The sequence below is a fragment of the Serratia sp. Ae19-1 genome (assembly GCF_059801225.1).
Map to the genome: position 1 here is coordinate 68,476 of NZ_JBCHWD010000009.1, position 21,016 is coordinate 89,491.

14 protein-coding genes are annotated in these 21,016 nt (G+C 60.7%); 2 read left to right on the top strand and 12 right to left on the bottom strand.

Annotation, left to right across the window (positions count from 1 at the left end; translation table 11 throughout):
• Positions 1 to 15: 15 nt before the first annotated feature.
• The 12 genes from recD to rppH form a co-directional block, all read right to left on the bottom strand.
• On the bottom strand, positions 16 to 1,866 hold the full coding sequence (gene recD, locus AAIE04_RS21760) for an exodeoxyribonuclease V subunit alpha (RefSeq protein WP_498577670.1): 1,851 nt from the start codon (positions 1,864 to 1,866) through the stop codon (positions 16 to 18).
• Complete coding sequence (recB, locus tag AAIE04_RS21765) at positions 1,863 to 5,423, bottom strand: exodeoxyribonuclease V subunit beta (RefSeq protein WP_498577671.1); 3,561 nt, start codon at positions 5,421 to 5,423, stop codon at positions 1,863 to 1,865. Before recB ends, recD begins: the two co-directional genes overlap by 4 nt.
• Complete coding sequence (gene ptrA, locus AAIE04_RS21770) at positions 5,420 to 8,308, bottom strand: pitrilysin (RefSeq protein ID WP_498577672.1); 2,889 nt, start codon at positions 8,306 to 8,308, stop codon at positions 5,420 to 5,422. The genes recB and ptrA overlap by 4 nt, the downstream gene beginning before the upstream one ends.
• A gap of 232 nt (positions 8,309 to 8,540) precedes the next feature.
• Entirely contained in the window at positions 8,541 to 11,912 is a 3,372-nt protein-coding gene (gene recC, locus AAIE04_RS21775; protein ID WP_498577673.1) for an exodeoxyribonuclease V subunit gamma, read from the bottom strand.
• Between the two features lie 32 nt (positions 11,913 to 11,944).
• On the bottom strand, positions 11,945 to 12,301 hold the full coding sequence (locus tag AAIE04_RS21780) for a prepilin-type N-terminal cleavage/methylation domain-containing protein (RefSeq protein ID WP_498577674.1): 357 nt from the start codon (positions 12,299 to 12,301) through the stop codon (positions 11,945 to 11,947).
• Complete coding sequence (locus tag AAIE04_RS21785) at positions 12,291 to 12,737, bottom strand: YgdB family protein (RefSeq protein WP_019455722.1); 447 nt, start codon at positions 12,735 to 12,737, stop codon at positions 12,291 to 12,293. Before AAIE04_RS21785 ends, AAIE04_RS21780 begins: the two co-directional genes overlap by 11 nt.
• On the bottom strand, positions 12,734 to 13,312 hold the full coding sequence (locus AAIE04_RS21790; RefSeq protein WP_019455721.1) for a prepilin peptidase-dependent protein: 579 nt from the start codon (positions 13,310 to 13,312) through the stop codon (positions 12,734 to 12,736). Before AAIE04_RS21790 ends, AAIE04_RS21785 begins: the two co-directional genes overlap by 4 nt.
• Positions 13,306 to 13,809, bottom strand: coding sequence for a prepilin peptidase-dependent protein (locus tag AAIE04_RS21795; protein ID WP_498577675.1), 504 nt, complete (start codon positions 13,807 to 13,809; stop codon positions 13,306 to 13,308). Before AAIE04_RS21795 ends, AAIE04_RS21790 begins: the two co-directional genes overlap by 7 nt.
• A gap of 175 nt (positions 13,810 to 13,984) precedes the next feature.
• Positions 13,985 to 14,779, bottom strand: a complete 795-nt coding sequence (thyA, locus tag AAIE04_RS21800; protein WP_047570709.1) for a thymidylate synthase — start codon at positions 14,777 to 14,779, stop codon at positions 13,985 to 13,987.
• A gap of 7 nt (positions 14,780 to 14,786) precedes the next feature.
• Complete coding sequence (gene lgt, locus AAIE04_RS21805) at positions 14,787 to 15,659, bottom strand: prolipoprotein diacylglyceryl transferase (RefSeq protein WP_019455719.1); 873 nt, start codon at positions 15,657 to 15,659, stop codon at positions 14,787 to 14,789.
• Between the two features lie 221 nt (positions 15,660 to 15,880).
• Positions 15,881 to 18,127: a phosphoenolpyruvate--protein phosphotransferase gene (gene ptsP / locus AAIE04_RS21810; protein WP_019455718.1), complete on the bottom strand. Its 2,247-nt coding sequence runs from the start codon at positions 18,125 to 18,127 to the stop codon at positions 15,881 to 15,883.
• A 12-nt stretch (positions 18,128 to 18,139) separates the two neighbouring features.
• Positions 18,140 to 18,667 carry an RNA pyrophosphohydrolase gene (gene rppH, locus AAIE04_RS21815; protein ID WP_025160232.1) on the bottom strand — a complete coding sequence of 176 codons (528 nt, stop codon included), beginning with the start codon at positions 18,665 to 18,667 and terminating at the stop codon, positions 18,140 to 18,142.
• A 696-nt stretch (positions 18,668 to 19,363) separates the two neighbouring features.
• Between rppH and mutH the strand changes: the two genes are divergently transcribed.
• Positions 19,364 to 20,050, top strand: a complete 687-nt coding sequence (mutH, locus tag AAIE04_RS21820; protein ID WP_019455716.1) for a DNA mismatch repair endonuclease MutH — start codon at positions 19,364 to 19,366, stop codon at positions 20,048 to 20,050.
• 100 nt (positions 20,051 to 20,150) lie between these two features.
• Positions 20,151 to 20,867 (top strand): TerC family protein, encoded by a 717-nt coding sequence (locus AAIE04_RS21825; RefSeq protein WP_019455715.1) that lies wholly within the window; start codon positions 20,151 to 20,153, stop codon positions 20,865 to 20,867.
• The last annotated feature ends 149 nt before the right edge of the window (positions 20,868 to 21,016 follow it).

Genomic DNA, 21,016 nt, shown 5'->3' on the forward strand with positions numbered 1-21,016 from the left:
GCGCCCTTTTGCCGCTTATTCCGCTGTCTGCAGCCGTTCAGCCAGCCCGCTGCGACGCTGGGTCGGCGTGCGAATGGCCCGCAACAGCACCGCCTCCGTAGCGTACAGCGAGAGCTGCTTGCGCGCACGGGTGATCGCGGTATAAACCAGCTCGCGCGTCAGCACCGGCAGGAAGTGATTCGGCAATACCAGGACCGTATGGTCAAACTCCGATCCCTGGGACTTGTGCACCGTCATGGCATAGGCGGTTTCATGCGCCGGTAAACGGCTCGGCTGCACCGATTTGATGCTGCCGTCCGGCAGTTGGAAATGCACGCGCAGTTCCCCCTGCGCATCCGGCAGCGTAATGCCGATATCCCCATTGAACAGCCCCAGCGCGCTGTCGTTGCGGCCGATCATCACCGGCCGCCCTCGGTACCAGCGGCCGAGCACGCCCGGCTTGCGGTCGATCAGACCGGCGCGCTGCAACCCGAGCTCAATGCGCTCGTTCAGGCCGGCGACGCCGAACGGCCCTTCACGCAACGCGCACAGCACCTGGAAACGGCCAAAGGCCGCCAGCACCGTCGCCGCGTCCGCGCCTTCGGCGGTCAGCCGCAGAGAATCGCGATAGCCCGCTACGCAGGCATCCAACAGCGCCTGATACTCTTCACTCGTCGCCAGCGCATAGCCCGCGACATCGCCGAAACTGCCGTTTAGTGCCGCCAGCGCGCGATCCCCGGCACCGGCGTTAACCGCCAACGCCAGTTGGCCGATGCCGGAGCGGGCATCGAAGCGATAGCTCTTGCGCAGCAGGCATAGGCTGTCACGCACCGCCGCTTCCGCGTCAGCCTGCTGCCCTTCGATCGCACAACCGGTCAGGCGGCTCAGCTCCGCCGCGCGCGCATCGCTGTATCCCTGCTCGGCAAAACGGCAAATGTCCCCCAACACCGCACCGGCCTCCACCGAGGCCAACTGGTCACGGTCGCCAAGGAAAATCACCCGAGCCTGGTCGGGCAGCGCGGCAATCAGGCGCGCCATCATCGGCAGATCGACCATCGAGGCCTCATCCACCACCAACACATCCAAATGCAGCCGGTTGCCGCGGTGATAGCGCATGCGCTGGCTGTTCGGCTGCGCCCCCAACAAACGGTGCAGCGTCGCCGCCTCGGTCGGGAACAGCGCCTGCTGCGCCGGGGCCAGCGCCAGCTGACGGCTGGCGCTGCCGAGCGACTCCGTCAGGCGCGCCGCCGCCTTGCCGGTCGGCGCCGCCAGCTGAATGCGCAAGCGGGCGCTTTCATCGAGTTGCACCAGCGCCGCCAACAGTTTGGCGACGGTGGTGGTTTTACCGGTGCCCGGCCCGCCGGAAATGACCGCAATGCGCCGCGTTGCAGCCACCGCTGCGGCGATTTTCTGCCAGTCGGGCTCGTCGCTCGCCGCGCCGAACAAGCGATCGAGAATGGCACGCAGCTCCGCCTCCGGCACCGCCAGCGATTCGCCTTCACCGCCGATAAACGCCGCCACTTCGCCTTCGTTTTGCCACATGCGCTGCAGATATAAACGCGGCCCGCGCAGCACCAGCGGCGTAGCGCCGCTGCCGTCTCCGACCGCCGCACTGGCCGCCAAACGCTGTTGCCAACGCGCGCTATCCGGTCGCCCGGCGGCTTCCCACATCGCCAGCGCCAGCGCCGGCTGGCGCCCTTCAAACAGGGTGTCTGCCTGCAGTTGATCCAGCATCAAGCAGACGTGACCGGCCCCCGCCTCTGCGCTCAGGCAGGCAGCGGCCAGCAAAATATCGGGTTCGTCTTCGCTCGCCACCACGCGGGCAAACTGCACGTCCAGCGGCCGCAGCGCGCCAAGCGCCACCGCCTGCTCCAGCAGTGCGATCATGATTCTTCCTCCGCCGCCGCAGCTTCGCCGCTGAACAAGCGATCCATTCCCGCCACCAGCTCAAATTCGGGGAGACAGGTGAAAATGCCGTTGCCCGGGTGCGCCGCATCCACGCCGCGCAGGAACAGATAAATCACCCCGCCGAAGTGGCGCCGGTAATCATAATCCGGCAGCCGATGACGCAGATAGCGATGCAACGCCAGCGTGTAGAGCTGGTATTGCAGATCGTAACGATGCTCCGCCATCGCCTGCTCCATCGCCGGCCGGGTATAAGCGCTGCTGTCTTCCCCCAGCCAGTTGGACTTGTAGTCCAGCAGGTAGTATTTGCCCTGCCAACAGAACACCAGGTCGATAAAGCCTTTCAACATGCCCTGCACCTGATGGAAATCCAGCGCCGGGCAGCGAGCGGAAAGCGGATCGTAACGCTTCACCAGAGCATCGAGCTCCTGCGCCTGCAACAGCCGGTTAATCGGCAAATAGAACTGCAACTCCGCCTGCTTGTGCTGCGGCGTTAGCGCCGCCAGCGTCACGCCGCTGCCATCGAGCGGCGTGTTGAGCAACACCTGCATCCACGTCAGCAAAATCGGCTGCCAGTGTTCAGCGAACCCTTGCTGTTGCAGCTGTTCCAGCAGCCACTGTTCGTCGAGCGGCTGGGTGAAGTCCAGCGTTTCAAACAGGCTGTGCAGGAAGGTGCCGGGCGTCGCGCCGCGCGGGAAGGTATGCGGTGTAAGCGCTGGCTCACTTTCTTCCCCCCGCTCGCCGGCGGCGTCGATATCCAGACGCGGCAGCAGATCCTGCATCAGGCTCGCGCCGTGCTGCTGCAAACCGGTATAGCTGGTCACCCGCCAAAAATCCTGGATCCGCCGGGTAAAGCTTTTCGCCGCCAGCGCTTCGGCCAACGCCGTCTGGGGCTGCCAGGGCGCTTCGTCCGGCGATTCAACCAGCGACAGCGCAATGCCGCCACCCGCCAATTGCTGCAGGCGCTCCTGCAGATACACGGCGTCGCCGGGCTGCCCGCCCTGCACCAGATAACCTAATGCGCTGCGGTGCAGATCGGTATCGCCCTGCTTCTTGCGCGTGCCCTGGAACAACGGCGCGATGCCGATGCTGCAGTGGTACACCGAGCGGGTCAGCGCCACGTACAGCAGACGCAGGTCTTCCGCCAAGCGCTCCTCCTCCGCCCAGGCCTGGCTCTCTTCATTGGCATCGAGATCCAGCAACGCCTGGAAACTGTGGCGATCGTGATACAGCGCCTGCTGCTGCTGGCGGAAATTGCCGACGAACGGCAACCACACCAGATCGAACTCCAGCCCCTTGGACTTGTGAATAGTGATCACCTGCACCAGATGCCGGTCGCTCTCCAGCCGCAGCTGCTGATTGTCGGACTGGCGATTGGGCTGGGCGATCTGCTGCGCCAGCCAGCGTACCAGCGCATGCTCGCTGTCGAGCTGCGCCGCCGCTTCCTGCAACAGCTCTCCCAGATGCAGCACATCGGTCAAACGCCGCTCGCCGCCGGGGCTGGCCAACAGGTTCTCCGCCAGCTGGCGCGCTTTCATCACCTCGCTCAGCATCGGCAATACGCCGCGGCGCAGCCAAAGCGTGCGGTAATTATCGAATTCGTTAACCAGCGCGTCCCAGGCGCGCTCATCGCGGCTCAGGCCGTCCAGCGTCGGCGCATCCAGCCCCATCAGCCCGGTGGCCATAGCGCTGCGCAGCGTGCGTTCCTGCTCCGGCGCCAACACCGCCTGCAGCAACCACAGCAGGTCTTTGGCTTCCGGGGTGTCGAACACGCTGTCGCGGTTGGACAGGTAGACCGACGGAATGGACAATGCGCTTAGCGCATCACGCACCAACGCCGCTTCATTCCGGCTGCGCACCAGCACCGTAATATCGGAGGCTTGTACTGGCCGAGATTCCTTGCCGCCATGCAGCCGCGCCAGCCCCTGCTGCCCGGCGCTAAGCCAGTCGCGAATTTGCGTGGCGCACAGGCGCGCCATCAGCTGTTGGTAATCGCTTACACCCGCGCCTTCTCCCTGCTGCAGCCAGAACTGCATCGCCGGTTGCGGCTTGCCGTGCAGCTCAAACGCCAGCCCTTGGTTCTTTTCCGCCGCGTTGACCTCGATAAAGGGGATTTGGCCGAACAGGAAAGGTTTTTCTACCTGAGAAAACAGGTGATTGACGCTGGCGACCATCGACGGCGACGAGCGCCAGTTGGTCTCCAGCGTATAGTGGGCGCTCACCTCTGAACGCGCACGCATGTAGGTGAAGATGTCGGCGCCGCGAAAGGCGTAAATAGCCTGCTTGGGATCGCCGATCAACAGCAGGCCGCAATCGGGCCGGCCGACGTAAAGCTTTTGGAAAATACGGTATTGCTGCGGATCGGTATCCTGGAATTCATCGATCATCGCCATCGGGTAACGCTGGCGGATCGCCTGCGCCAGCTGTTCGCCACCGCCGCTTTGCAGGGCGCCGTCCAACCGGCTGAGCAGGTCGTCAAAACCCAACTCGGCGCGCTGGCGCTTTTCCTGCTGAATGGAGGTGCGGATTTCGCTGAGGGCACGCGCCATGATTAAATCACGCAACGTCAACGGCTCATCGAACAGCTCGTCGATCGCTGTAAACAGCGCATGGCGCGGCGGTTCGCCTTTCTTGGTCTTCTCCAACAGCACCGACTGGCGAAACTTGTCCAACTCCTTCGGCAACTGGTAATCCTGGGTTTCCTGCCCGCTCCATTCGCCGACCTTGTTCAGCCAGTTCGGCAGGTGCTTGCTGCTGTAGCTGCGCTTATCGACGCCGGACTGAGCGATCAATGCCTCCAGATCGCCCGCCGCCGCCCGCCATTGCGCCTTGATGGCGTCGATGCGCGCAACGATCTGCTCATGGCGCATCAATACGGTTTCTTCGTCTTTCGGCGGCCGACGCAGCGCCGGCGCTTCGCCGTGCAGATAACCGGAAAGATCTGCCAGCAACGCTTCCGGGCCGCTCCACTCCTGGCTGATCGCACGCGCCACGCCCAGCGGCAACGGATAGCAATGACGGCGCCAGAAATCTGCACAGGCCTGCCGCCGCAGCGGCAATTCGTCTTGCACCAGCGTTTGTTCAAACAGCATGCCGGACTCGAAGGCGTTATGGGTCAACATCCGTTGGCAAAAACCGTGGATGGTGTAGATCGCCGCTTCGTCCATTTGCCGCTCCGCCGCCAGCAACTGTGAGGCGGCGTCGCTCAAATCGTCGATTTCTTCCATCAATTCGATAAATAGCAGATTTTTGCATTCTGCGTCTTTACCGCGCACGCAGGCGATGCGCAGCCCGTGAATATTGTCGCGGATGCGCCCGCGCAGCTCCTCGGTGGCGGCCTCGGTAAAGGTCACCACCAGGATTTCTTCGACCGTCAGCGGACGGGAAAACGCTGCTTCACCGCCCAACCCCAGCAGCAAACGCAGATACAGCGCGCCGATGGTGAAGGTTTTGCCGGTGCCCGCCGACGCCTCGATCAGGCGTTCGCCGAACAGCGGTAACGTCAGCGGCTCCAGCCTTTGCGGGGCGATTTCCGTCATGGCGTCGCCACTTTGCGCGGCAGGATCTGCTGCAATGCAGAGGCGTTCGGATAGGTGACCCAATCCTTAGGCGCCGCGTAATCCGCTTTGTCTTGCCCGCTGCCACTGACCTGCGACAGCACCGTCAGCCCTTGCGGCTGGATCACCGCCTGATGGAAATAATCCGCCAGTTTGGCCGGCGTCAGCTGTTGCACCTGCGCGATCAGCTTTTGCCGGGTATCGAAAGCGAAATTGCCGCGGTCGAAATCGTTGGCGAACCGGCTGGCTTCCTCACTCAACGTTTGCGGCCGCTGCTTCAGTTCATTGATCAGCGCCTGTTTGTATTGCTCAAAATCGGCCTCGCTCATTTCACGCAGACGCTTCTCGGTTTTCGGGTAGAAATCCTGATAGCGCTGGTACAGGTAGGCCGGCTGCTTGCTGTTGCTCTGCAGCAGGAAGCCGACGCCCCACTGGCGCCCCACCGACATCGGGAAGGCGAAGACCGCATACCCCAATTGCTCCTGGGTGCGCAGTTGGCTGTAGAACCACGGCTGAATGATCTGCCCCAGCAACGAGCTGTAGGCCATGCCGGTCACTTCGTCGTAGCCGGTCGGCACGTAGACCGCCGCCAGCGCCGAATCGGTGCTGCTGCCCACCTGTTGCAGGTTGGCCAGCTGATTCTTGTCCACCACCACGTCTTCGCCGTGCCACCATTCGATGCCGGTACAGCCCAGGCGATGTTTCAGCGTCGACGCCAGCGTATCGACCTGTTGCTTGCTCATGTTGCCCACCACCAACAGCTCCGGCGTGGCCTCGGCCAGCAGGCTGTCGCGATAGGCCAGCACGTCTTTCAGCGTCAGCGTCTTCAGCACCTCGCGGCGCTCGCTGCGCTCGGAGTACGGCACGCGTGAAATCATTTGCACCGGCTGAATGGCCAGCTCGAACGCCTTGCCCTTCTCGGCGGCGTCCAACTGCTCCAGATACCAGGACTTGGCCTGCGCCAGCTGATCTTCCGTCGGCGTGAAGCTGGAATAGCCCTCGATCAGCGCCGTCAGCAACTGCGGCAGACGCTGGGTAAAGCCGTTGGCGTTAAACATCAGGCCGTTATTCGGTGAGGTCGAGAAACTCAACCCGCCGACCGACGCCTGATAACTCAGTTGATCCAGCGCGAGACCGGCCAGATAATCCGTCAGCGAGAACAATACCTGGTTGCGCGCGGAATCCATGGTTTTGGCGTTGCGGAAAGCGACGGTGACGTCGGCCTTCGGCTCGTCGGCAAAGTAGCGGCTCGGCATGTACAGCACGCGCAGACCGGGTTTATCCACCACCATTTCCGGCTTTTTGAACTCGTGCGACGGCTTGGTCAGGGTAAAGTCATCTGGAATGTACGGGTTGAGCGCCGGTAATGACAGGGAAATGCCGCTGCCCAGTTGCTGCCACTGCGTGAAACGCTGCGGCGTGATTTTGTCGACCTGGTAAGGCGCATTGACGAAATAGGCCGTCTTGTTGTGTGGTTCATCCGGGCTGACGAACCAGATGCGCGCATTTTGCGGCGTCATGGCGTCCAGGCGTTCGGCGATCGCCTTAGGATCATAGCGATCGGCCAGGTAAGGCGCGTCCAGCGCATGCTCAACCGGCACGCGCAGCATGGTGTCTACCAGCCATTCGATATAGTCCATGTCGCGCGTGATCGACGGATAGCGGAAGTCCAGGTTCAGAACATGCGAGATTTCATCGAAGTAGCTCTGCTTGATGCCTTCGCTGCGCAGCATTTTCAGGTAATTGAAGATGGCGGCGACGACCTCGTCGCGCTTGGCCAGGCCTTTGTCGGTCAGGGAAACGCTGATGGCGAAGACGCCGCCGTTGCGATCCACCATCGGATCGGCGCCGGCATTGATGGCGTCCGCCAACCCCTGTTTCTGCAGCCAGTCGGACAGCGTGTTCTTGCTGCGGTTGCCGATCAGGTAGCTGATGTAGGTATCGGTTTTGCTGCGAAACGCGGCGCTGTTGTTATCGATGCGAAACTCGATCTTCAGCTGCTTGCGCGGTTGCGCCGGGACATAGTGAATGATGATGCCTTGCTGTTCCGGCGTGACGGCCGGCACGGTGATCGGCGGCACGCTGGCGTCGTGATTCGGCACGCGGCCAAAGGTTTTCGCCGCAATGTCAGCCAGCTGCGACAGCGGCTGATTGCCGTACAAAACGCCCATCATCAGGTTGGCGGAATAGTAGCGCTTATAGAAGCCGGTCAATTCATCGTGCAGCTTGCTGTCCGGCTTGTCTTTCAGCGTGTCGAGATTGCCGCCGGAGAAGCGCGCGCTTGGGTGCGCCGGGTTAAGAGTTTCCGCGCCGACCTGCGCCATACGCATGCCGTCGCGCGAACGCGCCATCGTCAATTCGGCATTCACCGCGTTGCGCTCGCGATCGGCGTTGCCCGGATCGAGCAGCGGCTCGGCAATGGCGTCGGCCATGCGATCGACCGCCGGCTCCAACGCGTCATTTTCCACTTCCAGATAGAAGGCGGTGCGATAAGAGGCCGTACTGGCGTTGTGGCTGCCGCCATGCTTTTTCAGGAATTCGGACAGGTTTTCCGGCTCTGGATAGCGTTTGGAGCCCATCAGCACCATATGCTCCAGATAGTGCGCCAACCCCAGTTGGCTGTTCGGATCTTCGAGAGAACCGACCGGCAACGCCAGCGCCGCCAGCGACTTCGGCGCCTGGGCGTCTGACACCAGCAGCACCGTCATACCGTTAGCCAGCTTGATCGCCTCGTACTGGCGCGGATCGTGCTCGCTCTTGTTGATCTTCTCCGCCAGCGGTTGCCATCCTTGCGCGGCCCAACTCAACGGTGCCCAACACATAGCCAATAATACCAGCCCGGCGATACGGGCCAACTGTCTGCGCATATCCAAAATAAACCCCTATTCCGACGTCGCTACGCCCACTCCCTGACGTTGGCGACGTGCATCAAAATCACATAACCAAATCTGTACTCGCCGAGTTCTCCGCCAGTATGTCGGCCTGAGAAACGGCGGGTATATGCCTGTACGTTATGTAAGACCGGGAATCACCCCAATGGTTGAATATAACCTTCGTTATTTTTACCACCTCGCGCCGCACAGCACCACCGGGGGATTGTTACCCCAGGTTATGTCGCGCTACCGGCAGCAGATAACGCTCTGTTTCGGCCAGTATTTGCGCTAAGTAGTCATTGTCTAACTGTCGGAACACTCGCTGCACGTAGGGATCTTCCCCTTCGCCGGGAATGCGCTGATCGCCCTGCCAGGCCTGCAGCAATTTGGCGCGGGCCTTAATTTGCGCTTCTTCCTCCCAGTCGATTTGCTGTGTTTCCGGCTGATAGCACTGACTCAGCCATGCCCAGCCGCTCTTGTTCAGCAGCAACAGCGGCTGACACAAACCGCGCTGATAGCCCGCCAGCAGTTCCGCCAGCTGCACCTGCGCATCTTCAGGCGCCAGCGCGGCAAAGCGCCAGGCGGAGTTCTTGCGGCCGTAAATGCGGCTCTCGCCGGTGCCGCCGGCGCAGCAGTACACCAGATGCTCCAACCACAGCAATATGCCGTCCACCGCCGATAGCGTGGCGGGCCGCCAGCGCAGCAGGCCGTCATCCTGCACCTGATGCAGCCAGCCGCTGAGGCGCACGCCGGCTATCTCGATATCCAGCTCCAGGCTATGGCTCTGTGTGCGCTCCGCACGCACCTGCTCGGCCAGTTCGCTCATCTCTTCCTGCTGCTTTTGCCAATAGATTTCGCCGAAAGCGCCATAAGGCAAGCCGCCGGCGGCGCGCACCCGCTGGAATAGCCGCTCGGGATCGTCGCCGTCGATCAGGGTATTCAGCAGTTGGCTGTTGAATTGGTAGCGGCTGAGATTATCCAGCGTGAAGGGCTCTTCGTCCGGCAGTTCGGTCTCCTCCAGGATGAAACTGACGCCCAACCGCAGCTGGAAGAAGGCGCGAATCGGATGACGGTAAAACCGCAGCAGCTCATCCAACGAGACCTGCTGCAACGCTTCGGCGGGCAGCGGTTGGTTAAAGGCCGGATGCGCCGCGCCGCGCCCGTCGGCGGCGGGCAACCACTCGGCGGCATAGCTTTGCTCCTCCGAGCCCGGCAAGAAATTCTCGGCGGCGAACGGCATGCGCGTGTGCCACGTCAACAAGTGCTCGCCAACCCGTTGGGCGCTGTCGTCCGCGCTGAGCTCTTCATCTCCCGGCAGACAATAGCTTTGTTCGAGGTACTCCAGCAGCTCGGTCACCAATACCGAAGGATAGCGCGGGCTGTTGTCTTGGATGGAACGGCCGATGAAGCTGATATACAGCCGCTGTTGCGCGGACAGAATCGCCTCCAGGAACAGATAGCGGTCGTCATCGCGGCGGCTGCGGTCACCGCGTTTGACCTGTTGCGCCATCAGATCGAAGCCCAGCGGCGGCAGCGTGCGCGGATACACGCCGTCGTTCATACCCAGCAGGCACACCACCTTGAACGGAATGGAGCGCATAGGCATCAGCGTGCAGAAGTTGATTTGCCCGGCGAGGAAGCGCTGGCTGATGCGCTCCTGATCGAGCCGCGCCGCCAGATCGTCGCGCAGAATGGTCAACGGCACCTCATCGGGATAGCGGGCCGCCAGGCCAAAATTGATGGCCTGCTGCCATTGCTGCTCGATCAATGCCAGCACCACTTCGGTGTCGCTGTCCGCAACAAAGAAAGCATCCAGCAGTTGCCGGCACAGCGGCAGCCACGCGTCGAGCGAGCGCGCCTCGCTCAAGATTTGCCGCCAATGGCTGAGCTGCGCCAGCAGATCCGCCAGTTGTCCCGCCAGTTCGGCGACCAATCCGCTCGACTCGTCGTAAGGCAAAATGCCCTGCCAATCGCCGGCATTGCTGTCCATCGCGTAGCCGAGCAGCATGCGCGTAATGCCGAAGCGCCAGGTATGCTGGCCAGTGGCGGGCAGATCCAGTTCGCGCACGTTATCGTCGTCCAAGCCCCAGCGTACGCCGGATTCACCCACCCAATGACGCAGCAGGCGTAACCCCTCTTCGCCAATGGCGAAACGGGCGGCCAGGGCCGGCACCTCCAGCAGCGCCAGCACCTGCTCCGAAGTAAAGCGGCTTTGCGGCAGATCGAGCAGAGAAATGAACGCCTGCAGCGCCGGATGTGCCTGGCGTGCCTTACGATCGGAAATGGCGAACGGCAGGTAGCGCTCGGCGGGGGCATTGCCGAACACCGCCTGAATGTAAGGCGTGTAGCTGTCGATATCCGCCACCATCACGATGATATCCCGTGGCGTCAACGAGGGATCCTCCGCCAGCATGGTCAGCAGCCGATCGTGCAATACCTCCACTTCCCGCTGCGGGCTGTGACAGGCGTGCAGGCTGAGGGAACGGTCTTGCGGATCGAGCGGGCGCTTGCTGAAGCTGCTTTCCAGCGTATCCGCCGTAATGCCGATTACCGCATGGTCTTCCAGCTCCAGCATATCGCGCTGAACGGCGTGCAGCATGGTATCGGCCGGGATATCGACAAAGGCGTCGACCTCTTGCGCCCCCTCCATCTGCGACAGCAAATAGAGGTGATCGCGCCCCAGCTTACCCCAGGAGGCCAGCAGCGGGTTGCTGAGCTGCTGCTGCCCTTCGGCGTCAAACAGATGCGCCGCGTCGCCAGGCTCGCGAAACAACCCCTGTTCGCGCGCCTGATGGTAGTGACGACGCTTGCGGCTCTGCAAGCGGGCCAGGAAAGCGTAATCCTGAATGTCGCCCCAATAGTAGCGGCAGGGGTTGGTGAACATCAGGTGGATATCGATATGCCGCCCCAGCGCCTGCAGCGCCTCCAGATAAACCGGCGGCAGCGCTGAAATACCGCAAATAAACACCCGCGGCGGCAAGCTGGCTGGACACGTTGTCGCCTGCTCCAGCGCGTGGATAAAGCGACTGTACAAATTGGCGCGATGCCATTCAGGCTGCCCCAGCTCGCGCGTGTATTCCACCAGGCGCACCCAGAGCGGCGCCTGCCATTGCTGCGCCTCCGCCAGACCGTCGATGCGCTCGCCGCGCTGCCAGCTCTCCAGCCACTGCGGGCGATAAACCAAGTATTGGTCGAACAGGTCAGCTACCCGGCCGGCCAACTGATGGATTTTACGCTTGTCGCCGTCATCGGTCAGATAGTGCTGCAGCGGCGCGAACGCCGGCTGGGTCAGCATCTCCGGCAGCAGCCACATCAACTTCCAGGTCATGGCGTCCTTGCTGAAGGCGCTCTCTTTCGGGATATCCGGCAATACCCGGGTGAACATGTCCCAAATGAAGGTCGCCGGCAGCGGAAACGCGACATTGGCGGCGATGCCGAACTGTTCCGCCAGTTGCATTTGCAGCCATTGCGCCATGCCGGGGCTCTGCACCAGTACCACTTCCTGTTGAAAAGGATCGGCCAACGGATCTCTGGCTATCAGCGCGCTGGTCAGCGTTTTCAATAAATCCAGCTGATTGGAATGATAAACCGTGAACATGAAGGCTCCTTTAAAACAAGATACGTACCGGCTCAAAAACGGGTGCAATACCAGCGGCTCAGCGTCGCCCACTGCCGCTGCGGCGTTTGTATACTGGCCGTCAATCGGCGGCACCCCACATCAGCACCCTCGAGCGCCGTCTCGCGTCGCCAGCCTTCCGGCGGCGGTTCAGCATCGAACCGCCCAGTGACGGCAAACGCTTCAAGCTGCTGGTGCGCCAATATCCAGGCTTGCCGGTAGTGCCACTGGCGCTGGAACGACTGCAACAGCACCTGATGATACTGTAACAAGCCAAGCAGCGACACCGAGAACAGCAAAGCCGCCACCAGCACCTCCGGCAAACTGAAGCCGTTGCGGGATATCCGCCGTACGCGAGCATTAGCCGTCACAGTCGGCCAGCCTTTTCTCGGGGCAAAAATCCAGCCGGCCACCGGGCTGCGCCAAGATCCTGCTGGCAACCTCCGCCCCCTCAAACGCACCCAACTGATAAAGCCATAACGGCTCACCGCCGCGCATCTCGCCCCGGCCGCGCACCATCACTACGCCCGCTCTGGCAGATAACCGGGCGCAGGCCGTCAGTTCCGCGCGTTGCCGGCATGACCAGGCCCCTGTAGCCAAATCGGCGCGTGGCCAGCGCTGGATCATGCCCCAACTCAGCGCCGAAGCGGCCTGATTGTAAGCCTGGAGGTAACGTTGCTGATCGGCCGCCAGCAACAGAGCGTTGTCCAATTGCCGATGCTGAGCATTGAGCAACATCAGCCCCAACGCCAGCAGCAACATCACCGCCGCCAGGGTGCTGCCGCCTTGCTGAGTACGCCGGTTCATGGCAACGCCGCCATCTCAACGCTCCCGTTCAGGCTGCGCCCGATACGCGCATCGCCGACAGAGCGCCCCGCCAGGCTCAAACGGGCCAACACGGCCCCGTGCTCCCCCCGTTCGATCGCCACATGAAACCGCTCAATGCGCACTTCGTCACGATCGAGCAACCGCTCCCAGCCGCCGCCATCGCATTGGTTTACGCCGCGCTGCCCTTCCAAGCCGCCATTACGCAGCCGATAACCGAAGTAGCCCGCATCTTCACCCGACGTGAGCCATTGCCCGCTGCGCGTGATGTCGTAGGCGACGATGACGCAGCTCCCCGCCGCCTCTCCCGCTGCCTGACCGATCAACAGCGGACGCCCGGCGCACTGTCCGGCGCAAAAACCGGCGCGGCGCAGGTCTTTCTCGATGTTGAACGCCAGCTGCCGCAGCGTTGACTCCAGCCGGAAATGCTGGCCGACGGCCACGTTTTGCTGGCGCAGCAGCGGGTAGGTTTTCGCCGCGCCGAGCGCGATCACGCTGCCGAACACCAGTGCCAGCATCACCTCCGGCAAAGTAAAACCGCGTTCTAAGGTCAACATAGCCCGATGCCCCTTATCCGATGCCCTTCGCTGCACAAACGCAGCCTTCCCCGCACGGACAGCACCAGCCGCAGGCCGCCAGCATCGTTACTGAGAAGAATGTGCCCCGCCTGGGCGGTATTGCGCAAACCGTAAAACCCGATCTCTTTGCCGGTGTAGCCCCTCAAAACGACGTCGGGATAAGGCGATGAAAAGACCGGCCCCTCGGCGGAAGCGCAATCCGGCGGCGGCGCACCACCGCCCAGGCACCAGGGGGCGCCGTGCTTGAACCACAGCAGCGTCGTGCGGTTGCGCCCGTTAGCCTCCGCCTGCAATCGCAGTAAAAACGCCAGCAGCTGCTGGCCGGTGTGCTCCAGCCGCAGCGCTTGCTGATGGTGGCGCCATTGGCCGACGCCCCAACCGGTGAGCATGCCGGCGATCAGGAGCACCGCCAGCAGCTCAATCAGCGTCATGCCGCGCTGGCAATCGTCGATGTTCGAAAGCGTATTTTCGTTCATGCGGCCAGTGTACGGAGGGCCACAAGGCGGTAAAGCCGTATGCGCAAGCCTTGCGGCAAGCTGCGCAAGGTTTTTTCTGTAGCGACAAGTGGCGACAATAAAATGCGGCGCGGCGCGCAATGCGGATAAAAAAAGGGGGCGCAATCGTGCGCCCCCTGGTGTGATGCGGTTAAGGTCAGATCGCGACCGGCGCCTTGATGGCCGGATGCGGATCGTAACCTTCGATCTCGAAGTCTTCGAAGCGGTAATCGAACAGCGAAGCCGGCTTGCGTTTGATCACCAGCTTCGGCAACGGGCGCGGTTCACGCGTCAGCTGCAGCTGAGTCTGCTCCATGTGATTGCTGTACAGGTGAGTATCGCCACCGGTCCAGACGAAGTCGCCCACTTCCAGATCGCACTGCTGCGCCATCATGTGCACCAACAGCGCATAGCTGGCGATGTTGAACGGCAGGCCAAGGAACACGTCGCAGGAACGCTGGTACAGCTGGCAAGAGAGCTTGCCGTCCGCCACGTAGAACTGGAAGAACGCGTGGCACGGCGCCAGCGCCATCTGGTCCAGCTCGCCGACGTTCCAGGCGGAAACGATGATGCGGCGCGAGTCCGGATCTTGCTTCAACTGTTGGAGCACGTTGCTCAGTTGATCGATCTGACGGCCGTCCGCCGCGCCCCAGGCGCGCCACTGTTTGCCGTAAACCGGGCCGAGATCGCCGTTTTCGTCGGCCCACTCGTCCCAAATGGTGACCTTGTTGTCACGCAGGTAGGCGATGTTGGTATCGCCGTTCAGGAACCATAACAGCTCATGAATGATCGAACGCAGGTGACATTTCTTGGTGGTCACCAACGGGAAACCTTCCTGCAAATTGAAACGCATCTGGTGGCCGAAAATCGACAACGTGCCAGTGCCGGTACGGTCGGCTTTAGGGGTGCCCTCGGTGAGCACCTTGTTCATCAAATCCAGATACTGTTTCATTTGTCCCTCACGACACTTGTTGCTGCGGGCGACGACGGTACGCCCAAATCATCATAATAACACCGGCCACCACCATTGGGATGGACAGGATCTGCCCCATGCTGATCACGCCGTCAAACAGGCCGAGCTGAGCATCCGGCTGGCGGAACGCTTCGACGATGATGCGGAATGCGCCATAACCGATCAGGAACAGGCCCGATACGGCGCCCATCGGCCGCGGCTTGCGGATGAACAGGTTCAGAATGATAAACAGCACCACGCCTTCCAGCAGCAGCTCATACAGCTGCGACGGATGGCGCGGCAGCACGCCGTACTGATTCAGCAGCGGCAGCAGGGAAGGATCGGCGGCGGCGAGAGCCACGTCTTCGCTGCGCGAGCTTGGGAACAACATCGCCCAAGGGGTGTCGGTGGTCACGCGGCCCCATAGCTCGCCGTTGATAAAGTTGCCGAGGCGGCCGGCGCCCAAACCGAACGGAATCAAAGGCGCGATAAAATCGGAAACCTGGAAGAAGGTGCGCTTGGTGCGGCGAGCGAACCAGAACATCACCAGAATCACCCCCATCAAACCGCCGTGGAACGACATGCCGCCATCCCAGACCTTGAACAGATAGAGCGGGTTATCCAGGAACAGCGGCAGGTTGTAGAACAGCACATAGCCTACGCGGCCGCCGACAAATACGCCCAGGAAACCGGCGTAGAGCAGGTTTTCCACTTCATCTTTGGTCCAGCCGCTACCCGGCTTGTTGGCGCGGCGCACCGCCAGCCACATGGCAAAAACAAAGCCGACCAGGTACATCAGGCCGTACCAATGCAGAGAAACCGGGCCAATGGAGAAAATGACCGGATCAAATTTAGGAAACGCCAGATAGCTATTGCTCATCTATCACCACAACATGTCTGTTATTTTTCCCCATGCGGGGGCGGCAGGTGCCAAACGGCGACGCAGGTTATCCCACGCCCTTCAAGCGGCAGCGTTGACCGCTGCGGTTTGCAGGGCGACGAGCATGCGCCGCGCTGAGGTTGCGCATCATAACATAGGCTTAACGCGGTCCGGTCCGGCTGAGCGGGAAAAGTTCTGTAAAAAATTACCGCCTGCGGCGGTTATCTGCCGCCGCGAATCAACCCGCCCATGCCGCGTCGTTCCATAAAAGCCGCCACCAAATGGCGCACTTCGGTGGTCATTTGGGTGTTCAACACCCGGTGCGCCAGCACTTCGGCGTCGGACAGCTCGATATGCCGCAGCAGGTATTTGATGCGCGCCACGCTGCGGCCGTTCATGCTCAGATTGCGGTAGCCCATGCCCACCAGCAACAGCGCGCCCATGGGATCGCCGGCCAGTTCGCCACACAGGCTAAGCTGCAACCCCGCCGCCTTCCCCTGTTCGGCGATCAGCTTAAGCACCTGCAGCATCGCGGGATGCAGGCTGTCATACAGCGAAGCCACCCGGGTGTTGTTGCGATCCACCGCCAACAGATACTGGGTTAAATCGTTGGTGCCAACCGAGATGAAGTCAACGCGCCCGGCCAAATGCGGGATCAGGAAAATCATCGACGGCACTTCCAGCATCACGCCGATTTTCGGTTTCGGTATCCCGTAGCCGAGCACCTCTTCCACCTCACGCCCGGCGCGGTCAATCAGGCGTTTGGCCTCGTCGACCTCTTCCAGGCTGGTGACCATCGGCAGCAGAATGCCCAGATTGCCGGTGCCGGCATTGGCGCGCAGCATGGCGCGTACCTGAATCAAAAAAATTTCCGGCTGATCCAGGGTGATACGGATGCCGCGCCAGCCCAGGCAAGGGTTCTCCTCACTGATCGGCATATAGGGCAGTTGCTTGTCGGCACCGATGTCTAAGGTGCGCAGCGTGACCGGTTTGCTCGGGTAAAGCTGCAGCATGCCCTGGTACTGCGCGACCTGCTCCTCTTCGGAAGGGAAGCCGCTTTGCAACATGAACGGGATTTCGGTGCGGTATAGCCCCACGCCATCCACTCGGCCGCCCAACAGCTGCTCATGTTCCGGGCTGAGACCGGCGTTCAGCATCACCTGAATGCGTTCGCCGCTTTTCAGCTGCGCCGGTTGCTCGACGTCATCTTCCGCCAGTTTGCTCAGCTCCAGCTCTTCGCTGATCAGCCGCTGATATTCCTGCACCAACACCGGCTCAGGATCGACCAGCAGTTCGCCGCGATAACCGTCGACGATCAGCAGCCGTTGGCTGAGCAGAGAAGGTTGGATGTCGGCGCCCATCACCGTCGGCACCCCCATCGCCCGCACCAAAATCGCCGCATGCGAGTTGGCGGCGCCGTCGCGCACCACCACGCCGACCAGGCGATCCTGCGGCACCTCGGCCAGCAATGTCGCGGTCAGTTCATCCGCCACCAGCACGAAACGCGCCGGCCACTGGGTGGCACCCTGAGTGGTGTCGTCGAGATGGAACAGCAGGCGCTGGCCGAGCGCGCGCAGGTCGCTGCCGCGCTCGCGCATGTAGGTGTCCTGCAATTTGGCGAACTGCTCGGCAAAGGCTTCTATCACCTGTTTCACCGCCCACTCCGCCACTGAACCGTTGTCGATTTCGGCGAACAGTTCGCGCTTGAGGCGGGCGTCGTTTAACAGGTGAGAATAAAGATCGAAGATCGCCGCGCTCTCTTTTTGCGAGCTGGCAGCAAAACGCTTGCTGAAACGGCGAAATTCCGCGCCGGCCTCTTCCAGCGCCAGCGTCAAGCGCTCGCGTTCGCTGGCGGTGTCCAGCGTCGACGCGCGGTAAACCTGATCGAGCGACGGTTGGCTGCTGTCCTGCCACCCTTCCGCTACGGCTACGCCTGGCGAGGCCGCCAGCGCGCGCACGCGCGTTTGGCGATACTGGCCGAAAATAGCATTCAACTGCGATTGTGAAAGGATCCCGGCCATCTGCGTGGCCAGAGTCACCATGAATGACTCTTCGCTTTCGTCGAACTGGCGCAGCTCACGCTGCTGCACCACCAACACCCCCAACAGCTGGCGCCGATGAATGATCGGCACCCCAAGGAAGGATCGGAAGCGATCCTCTTTCACCTGCGGAACGTATTTGAAGCTGGGGTGGCTTTGGGCATCGGCCAGGTTGATGGGCTCGGCCCGGCGGCCGACCAACCCGACGACGCCCTCGTCAAACGCCAATGCGATAGTGCGCCCGCGCGGCTTTTTCAGCCCGCGCGTGGCCATCAGGTAATAGCAGCGACGGTCATTATCCGCCAGGTAGATGGAACAGACTTCAGTGTCCATCGCCAGACAGGTTTCATTGACCAGCAGATCCAGCGCATCCGTCAGACTGGCCGCCGCGGCCACCTTCTCTACAATTTCTCGCAAGCGCGTGAGCATAGTCTGCTTAACTTAACCTCTCTTTCGGCGATAAGCGGGAGCCTGCCGCGGCGCCGCTTGCTCTTGCATCGGCATCACGGTCACGGCGAATTCTTTCATCACCCGGCGGTAGACGTCGCGTTTAAACGACACCACCTGGCGCACCGGATACCAGAAGCTCACCCAGCGCCAACCGTCGAACTCCGGCGTGCTGCTGCGCTGCATGTTGATATCAGCGTCATTGCACAATAGCTGCAACAAAAACCATTTTTGCTTTTGGCCGATACAAACCGGCTTTGTGTCCCAACGCACCAAACGTTTCGGCAATTTATAGCGCAACCAGTTGCGGGTCGAAGCCAGGATGCGCACATCCTTTTTATTCAGCCCCACTTCTTCGAACAGCTCACGGTACATCGCCTGCTCCGCAGTTTCACCAGGGTTAATCCCACCTTGGGGAAACTGCCAGGAGTGCTGACCGTAACGGCGGGCCCATAAGACCTGCCCCTGACGATTACAGATTACGATACCAACATTCGGGCGGTAGCCATCATCATCGATCACCGGACTACCTCGATAAGCTTAAATTCGCATAGATATCCTGATTGTTTCACACAAGCTACAGGCGGTAAACCACTGCTTTACGGTGCTGCGGGCCGGATAACATTGGGATAACTCACAGATATTGGCAAAGTTATAAACATACCCCAGCATTTCAGAGCGGTTTTATTCACTTTTTCTGTGGATAGGTGTGTGCAGAACTCGAGGGATAAGCCGGTAAAACTCTCAAACCCTAAAATCGACCTTTATCGCCAAAAACATACATTAATTTTAAAAACAAAAAGTTAACCAATGACCCGCAGTTATGTACAGGGCAAAAATGTGATCTATGCACGGTAAGGATCTTACCCTGGCGAAAGATCCACCAACGCCGTTTTTATCCACAGATTATCCGGGCAAGTTACGCACAAAACGGACAAATTCGTAAAAACCCGCCCGAGTCAAGGCTGTAAATTGAACCAGTGATCGGTAAAAATTTGGGTTATCCCATAAATCTGTGGATAAATAGGTGTAAGATCCTGTTTATTGTCGGTGGCTTCAGGTGAACAAGCCCCGCACGCGCATTGCCGCTCACATCGGGAAAGAAAAAAAGTCATGTAAAATCATGCTACTATTATTCTTTTCCCCAGGCGATAGCGGCTATCGTCCGCCGTGTATAATCGCAGTACATTTTTCAACCAAATTCGACAGGCTTGATTTATGGCGTTTTTATCCCCTTTGCCGCCCCCGCCGGAAAATGAACGGCAGCTGTTCGAGCGCGCTCAGGCGCTGGCCGGCTTCAGCTTCGGCGAACTGGCCGCCCGCGCACAGTTACCGATCCCCAAGGATCTGAAACGCGATAAGGGCTGGGTGGGCATGCTGCTGGAGTTGTACCTCGGCGCCATGGCCGGCAGCAAGCCGGAGCAGGATTTTCCCGAGCTGGGCATCGAGCTGAAAACCATCCCTGTCGACGCCGCAGGCAAACCGCTGGAGACCACTTTCGTCTGCGTGGCCCCGCTCACCGGCAACAGCGGCGTTACCTGGGCCAGCAGCCACGTTCGCCACAAACTGGCGCGCGTCCTGTGGATCCCGGTTGAAGGCGAGCGCCAAATCCCGCTGGCCGAACGCCGCGTCGGTTCGCCGCTGCTGTGGAGCCCGAGCGCCGCAGAAGAAGAGAGGCTGCGCCGCGATTGGGAAGAGTTGATGGATCTGATCGTACTCGGCCACGTAGAACACATCACCGCACGCCACGGCGAGGTGCTGCAACTGCGCCCCAAAGCGGCCAACAGCAAGGCGCTCACCGAAGCCATCGGCGAGCAGGGGCAACCCATCATGACGCTGCCGCGCGGTTTCTATCTGAAAAAGGGGTTTACCGGCGCATTGCTGGCAAGACATTTCTCGATCTAAGCGATTTCGTTTAACTCTGGTTTAGCTAACCCTGTCAGCGCCACGATAAACGCGTATAATTCACGCTTTGCATTGATTAAGTATTAAGGTGTGCCGGGCAATGTTCGAATGGATTATGGATCCCAATGCCTGGTTAGCGTTAGGCACGCTAACCATTCTTGAGATCGTACTGGGTATTGATAACATCATTTTTCTGTCGCTGGTGGTGGCCAAGCTGCCTAAAGCGCAACAGAACAAAGCTCGCCGACTAGGTCTGGCCGCCGCCATGCTGATGCGTCTGGCGTTGTTGGCCTCTATCGCCTGGGTGATTCGCTTGACGCACCCGCTGTTCACCGTGCTGGATCACGCCGTTTCCGCCCGCGATCTCATCCTGCTGCTGGGGGGATTGTTCCTGATCTGGAAAGCCAGCAAAGAGATCCACGAAACTATCGAAGGTTCGGAGGAAGAACACCACACCAAGGTGCACAGCTTCTTCGGCGCTATCGTGCAGATCATGCTGCTCGATATTATCTTCAGCCTGGATTCGGTGATTACCGCCGTGGGCCTTTCCGACCACCTGTTCATCATGATGGCGGCGGTGGTGATCGCCGTCGGTGTGATGATGTTCGCCGCCCGGCCGATCGGTGAGTTCGTCAATCGCCACCCGTCGGTAAAAATGCTGGCGCTGGCGTTCCTGATCCTGGTGGGCTTCACGCTGATGCTGGAAAGTTTCCAGGTGCACGTGCCGAAAGGCTACATCTACTTCGCCATGTTCTTCTCCATGTCGGTAGAAGCGCTCAATCTGATGCGCAGCAAGAAAAACCGTTCGCCGGAATAAACCCTATACGAAAGCCGCCCCCGGCGGCTTTCGTCCCTTCGTTGACCTCTCATTTCACTTTTTCTTATCAGATAAAGACTTATCTGAGACGCCCTTCGCCGAGAGTTTGCTAATCTTGAAATAACAATGTTTTCTGCACAAACGAGGAT

What these genes read in the sequence shown, in the direction of transcription:
- AAIE04_RS21790 (WP_019455721.1), bottom strand. Translation starts at nt 13,312, where the DNA reads ATGTTGACCTTAGAACGCGGTTTTACTTTGCCGGAGGTGATGCTGGCA.
- thyA (WP_047570709.1), bottom strand. Translation starts at nt 14,779, where the DNA reads ATGAAACAGTATCTGGATTTGATGAACAAGGTGCTCACCGAGGGCACC.
- recC (WP_498577673.1), bottom strand. Translation starts at nt 11,912, where the DNA reads ATGTTCACGGTTTATCATTCCAATCAGCTGGATTTATTGAAAACGCTG.
- ptrA (WP_498577672.1), bottom strand. Translation starts at nt 8,308, where the DNA reads ATGCGCAGACAGTTGGCCCGTATCGCCGGGCTGGTATTATTGGCTATG.
- ptsP (WP_019455718.1), bottom strand. Translation starts at nt 18,127, where the DNA reads ATGCTCACGCGCTTGCGAGAAATTGTAGAGAAGGTGGCCGCGGCGGCC.
- recB (WP_498577671.1), bottom strand. Translation starts at nt 5,423, where the DNA reads ATGACGGAAATCGCCCCGCAAAGGCTGGAGCCGCTGACGTTACCGCTG.
- AAIE04_RS21785 (WP_019455722.1), bottom strand. Translation starts at nt 12,737, where the DNA reads ATGAACCGGCGTACTCAGCAAGGCGGCAGCACCCTGGCGGCGGTGATG.
- AAIE04_RS21795 (WP_498577675.1), bottom strand. Translation starts at nt 13,809, where the DNA reads ATGAACGAAAATACGCTTTCGAACATCGACGATTGCCAGCGCGGCATG.
- AAIE04_RS21825 (WP_019455715.1), top strand. Translation starts at nt 20,151, where the DNA reads ATGTTCGAATGGATTATGGATCCCAATGCCTGGTTAGCGTTAGGCACG.
- recD (WP_498577670.1), bottom strand. Translation starts at nt 1,866, where the DNA reads ATGATCGCACTGCTGGAGCAGGCGGTGGCGCTTGGCGCGCTGCGGCCG.
- lgt (WP_019455719.1), bottom strand. Translation starts at nt 15,659, where the DNA reads ATGAGCAATAGCTATCTGGCGTTTCCTAAATTTGATCCGGTCATTTTC.
- mutH (WP_019455716.1), top strand. Translation starts at nt 19,364, where the DNA reads ATGGCGTTTTTATCCCCTTTGCCGCCCCCGCCGGAAAATGAACGGCAG.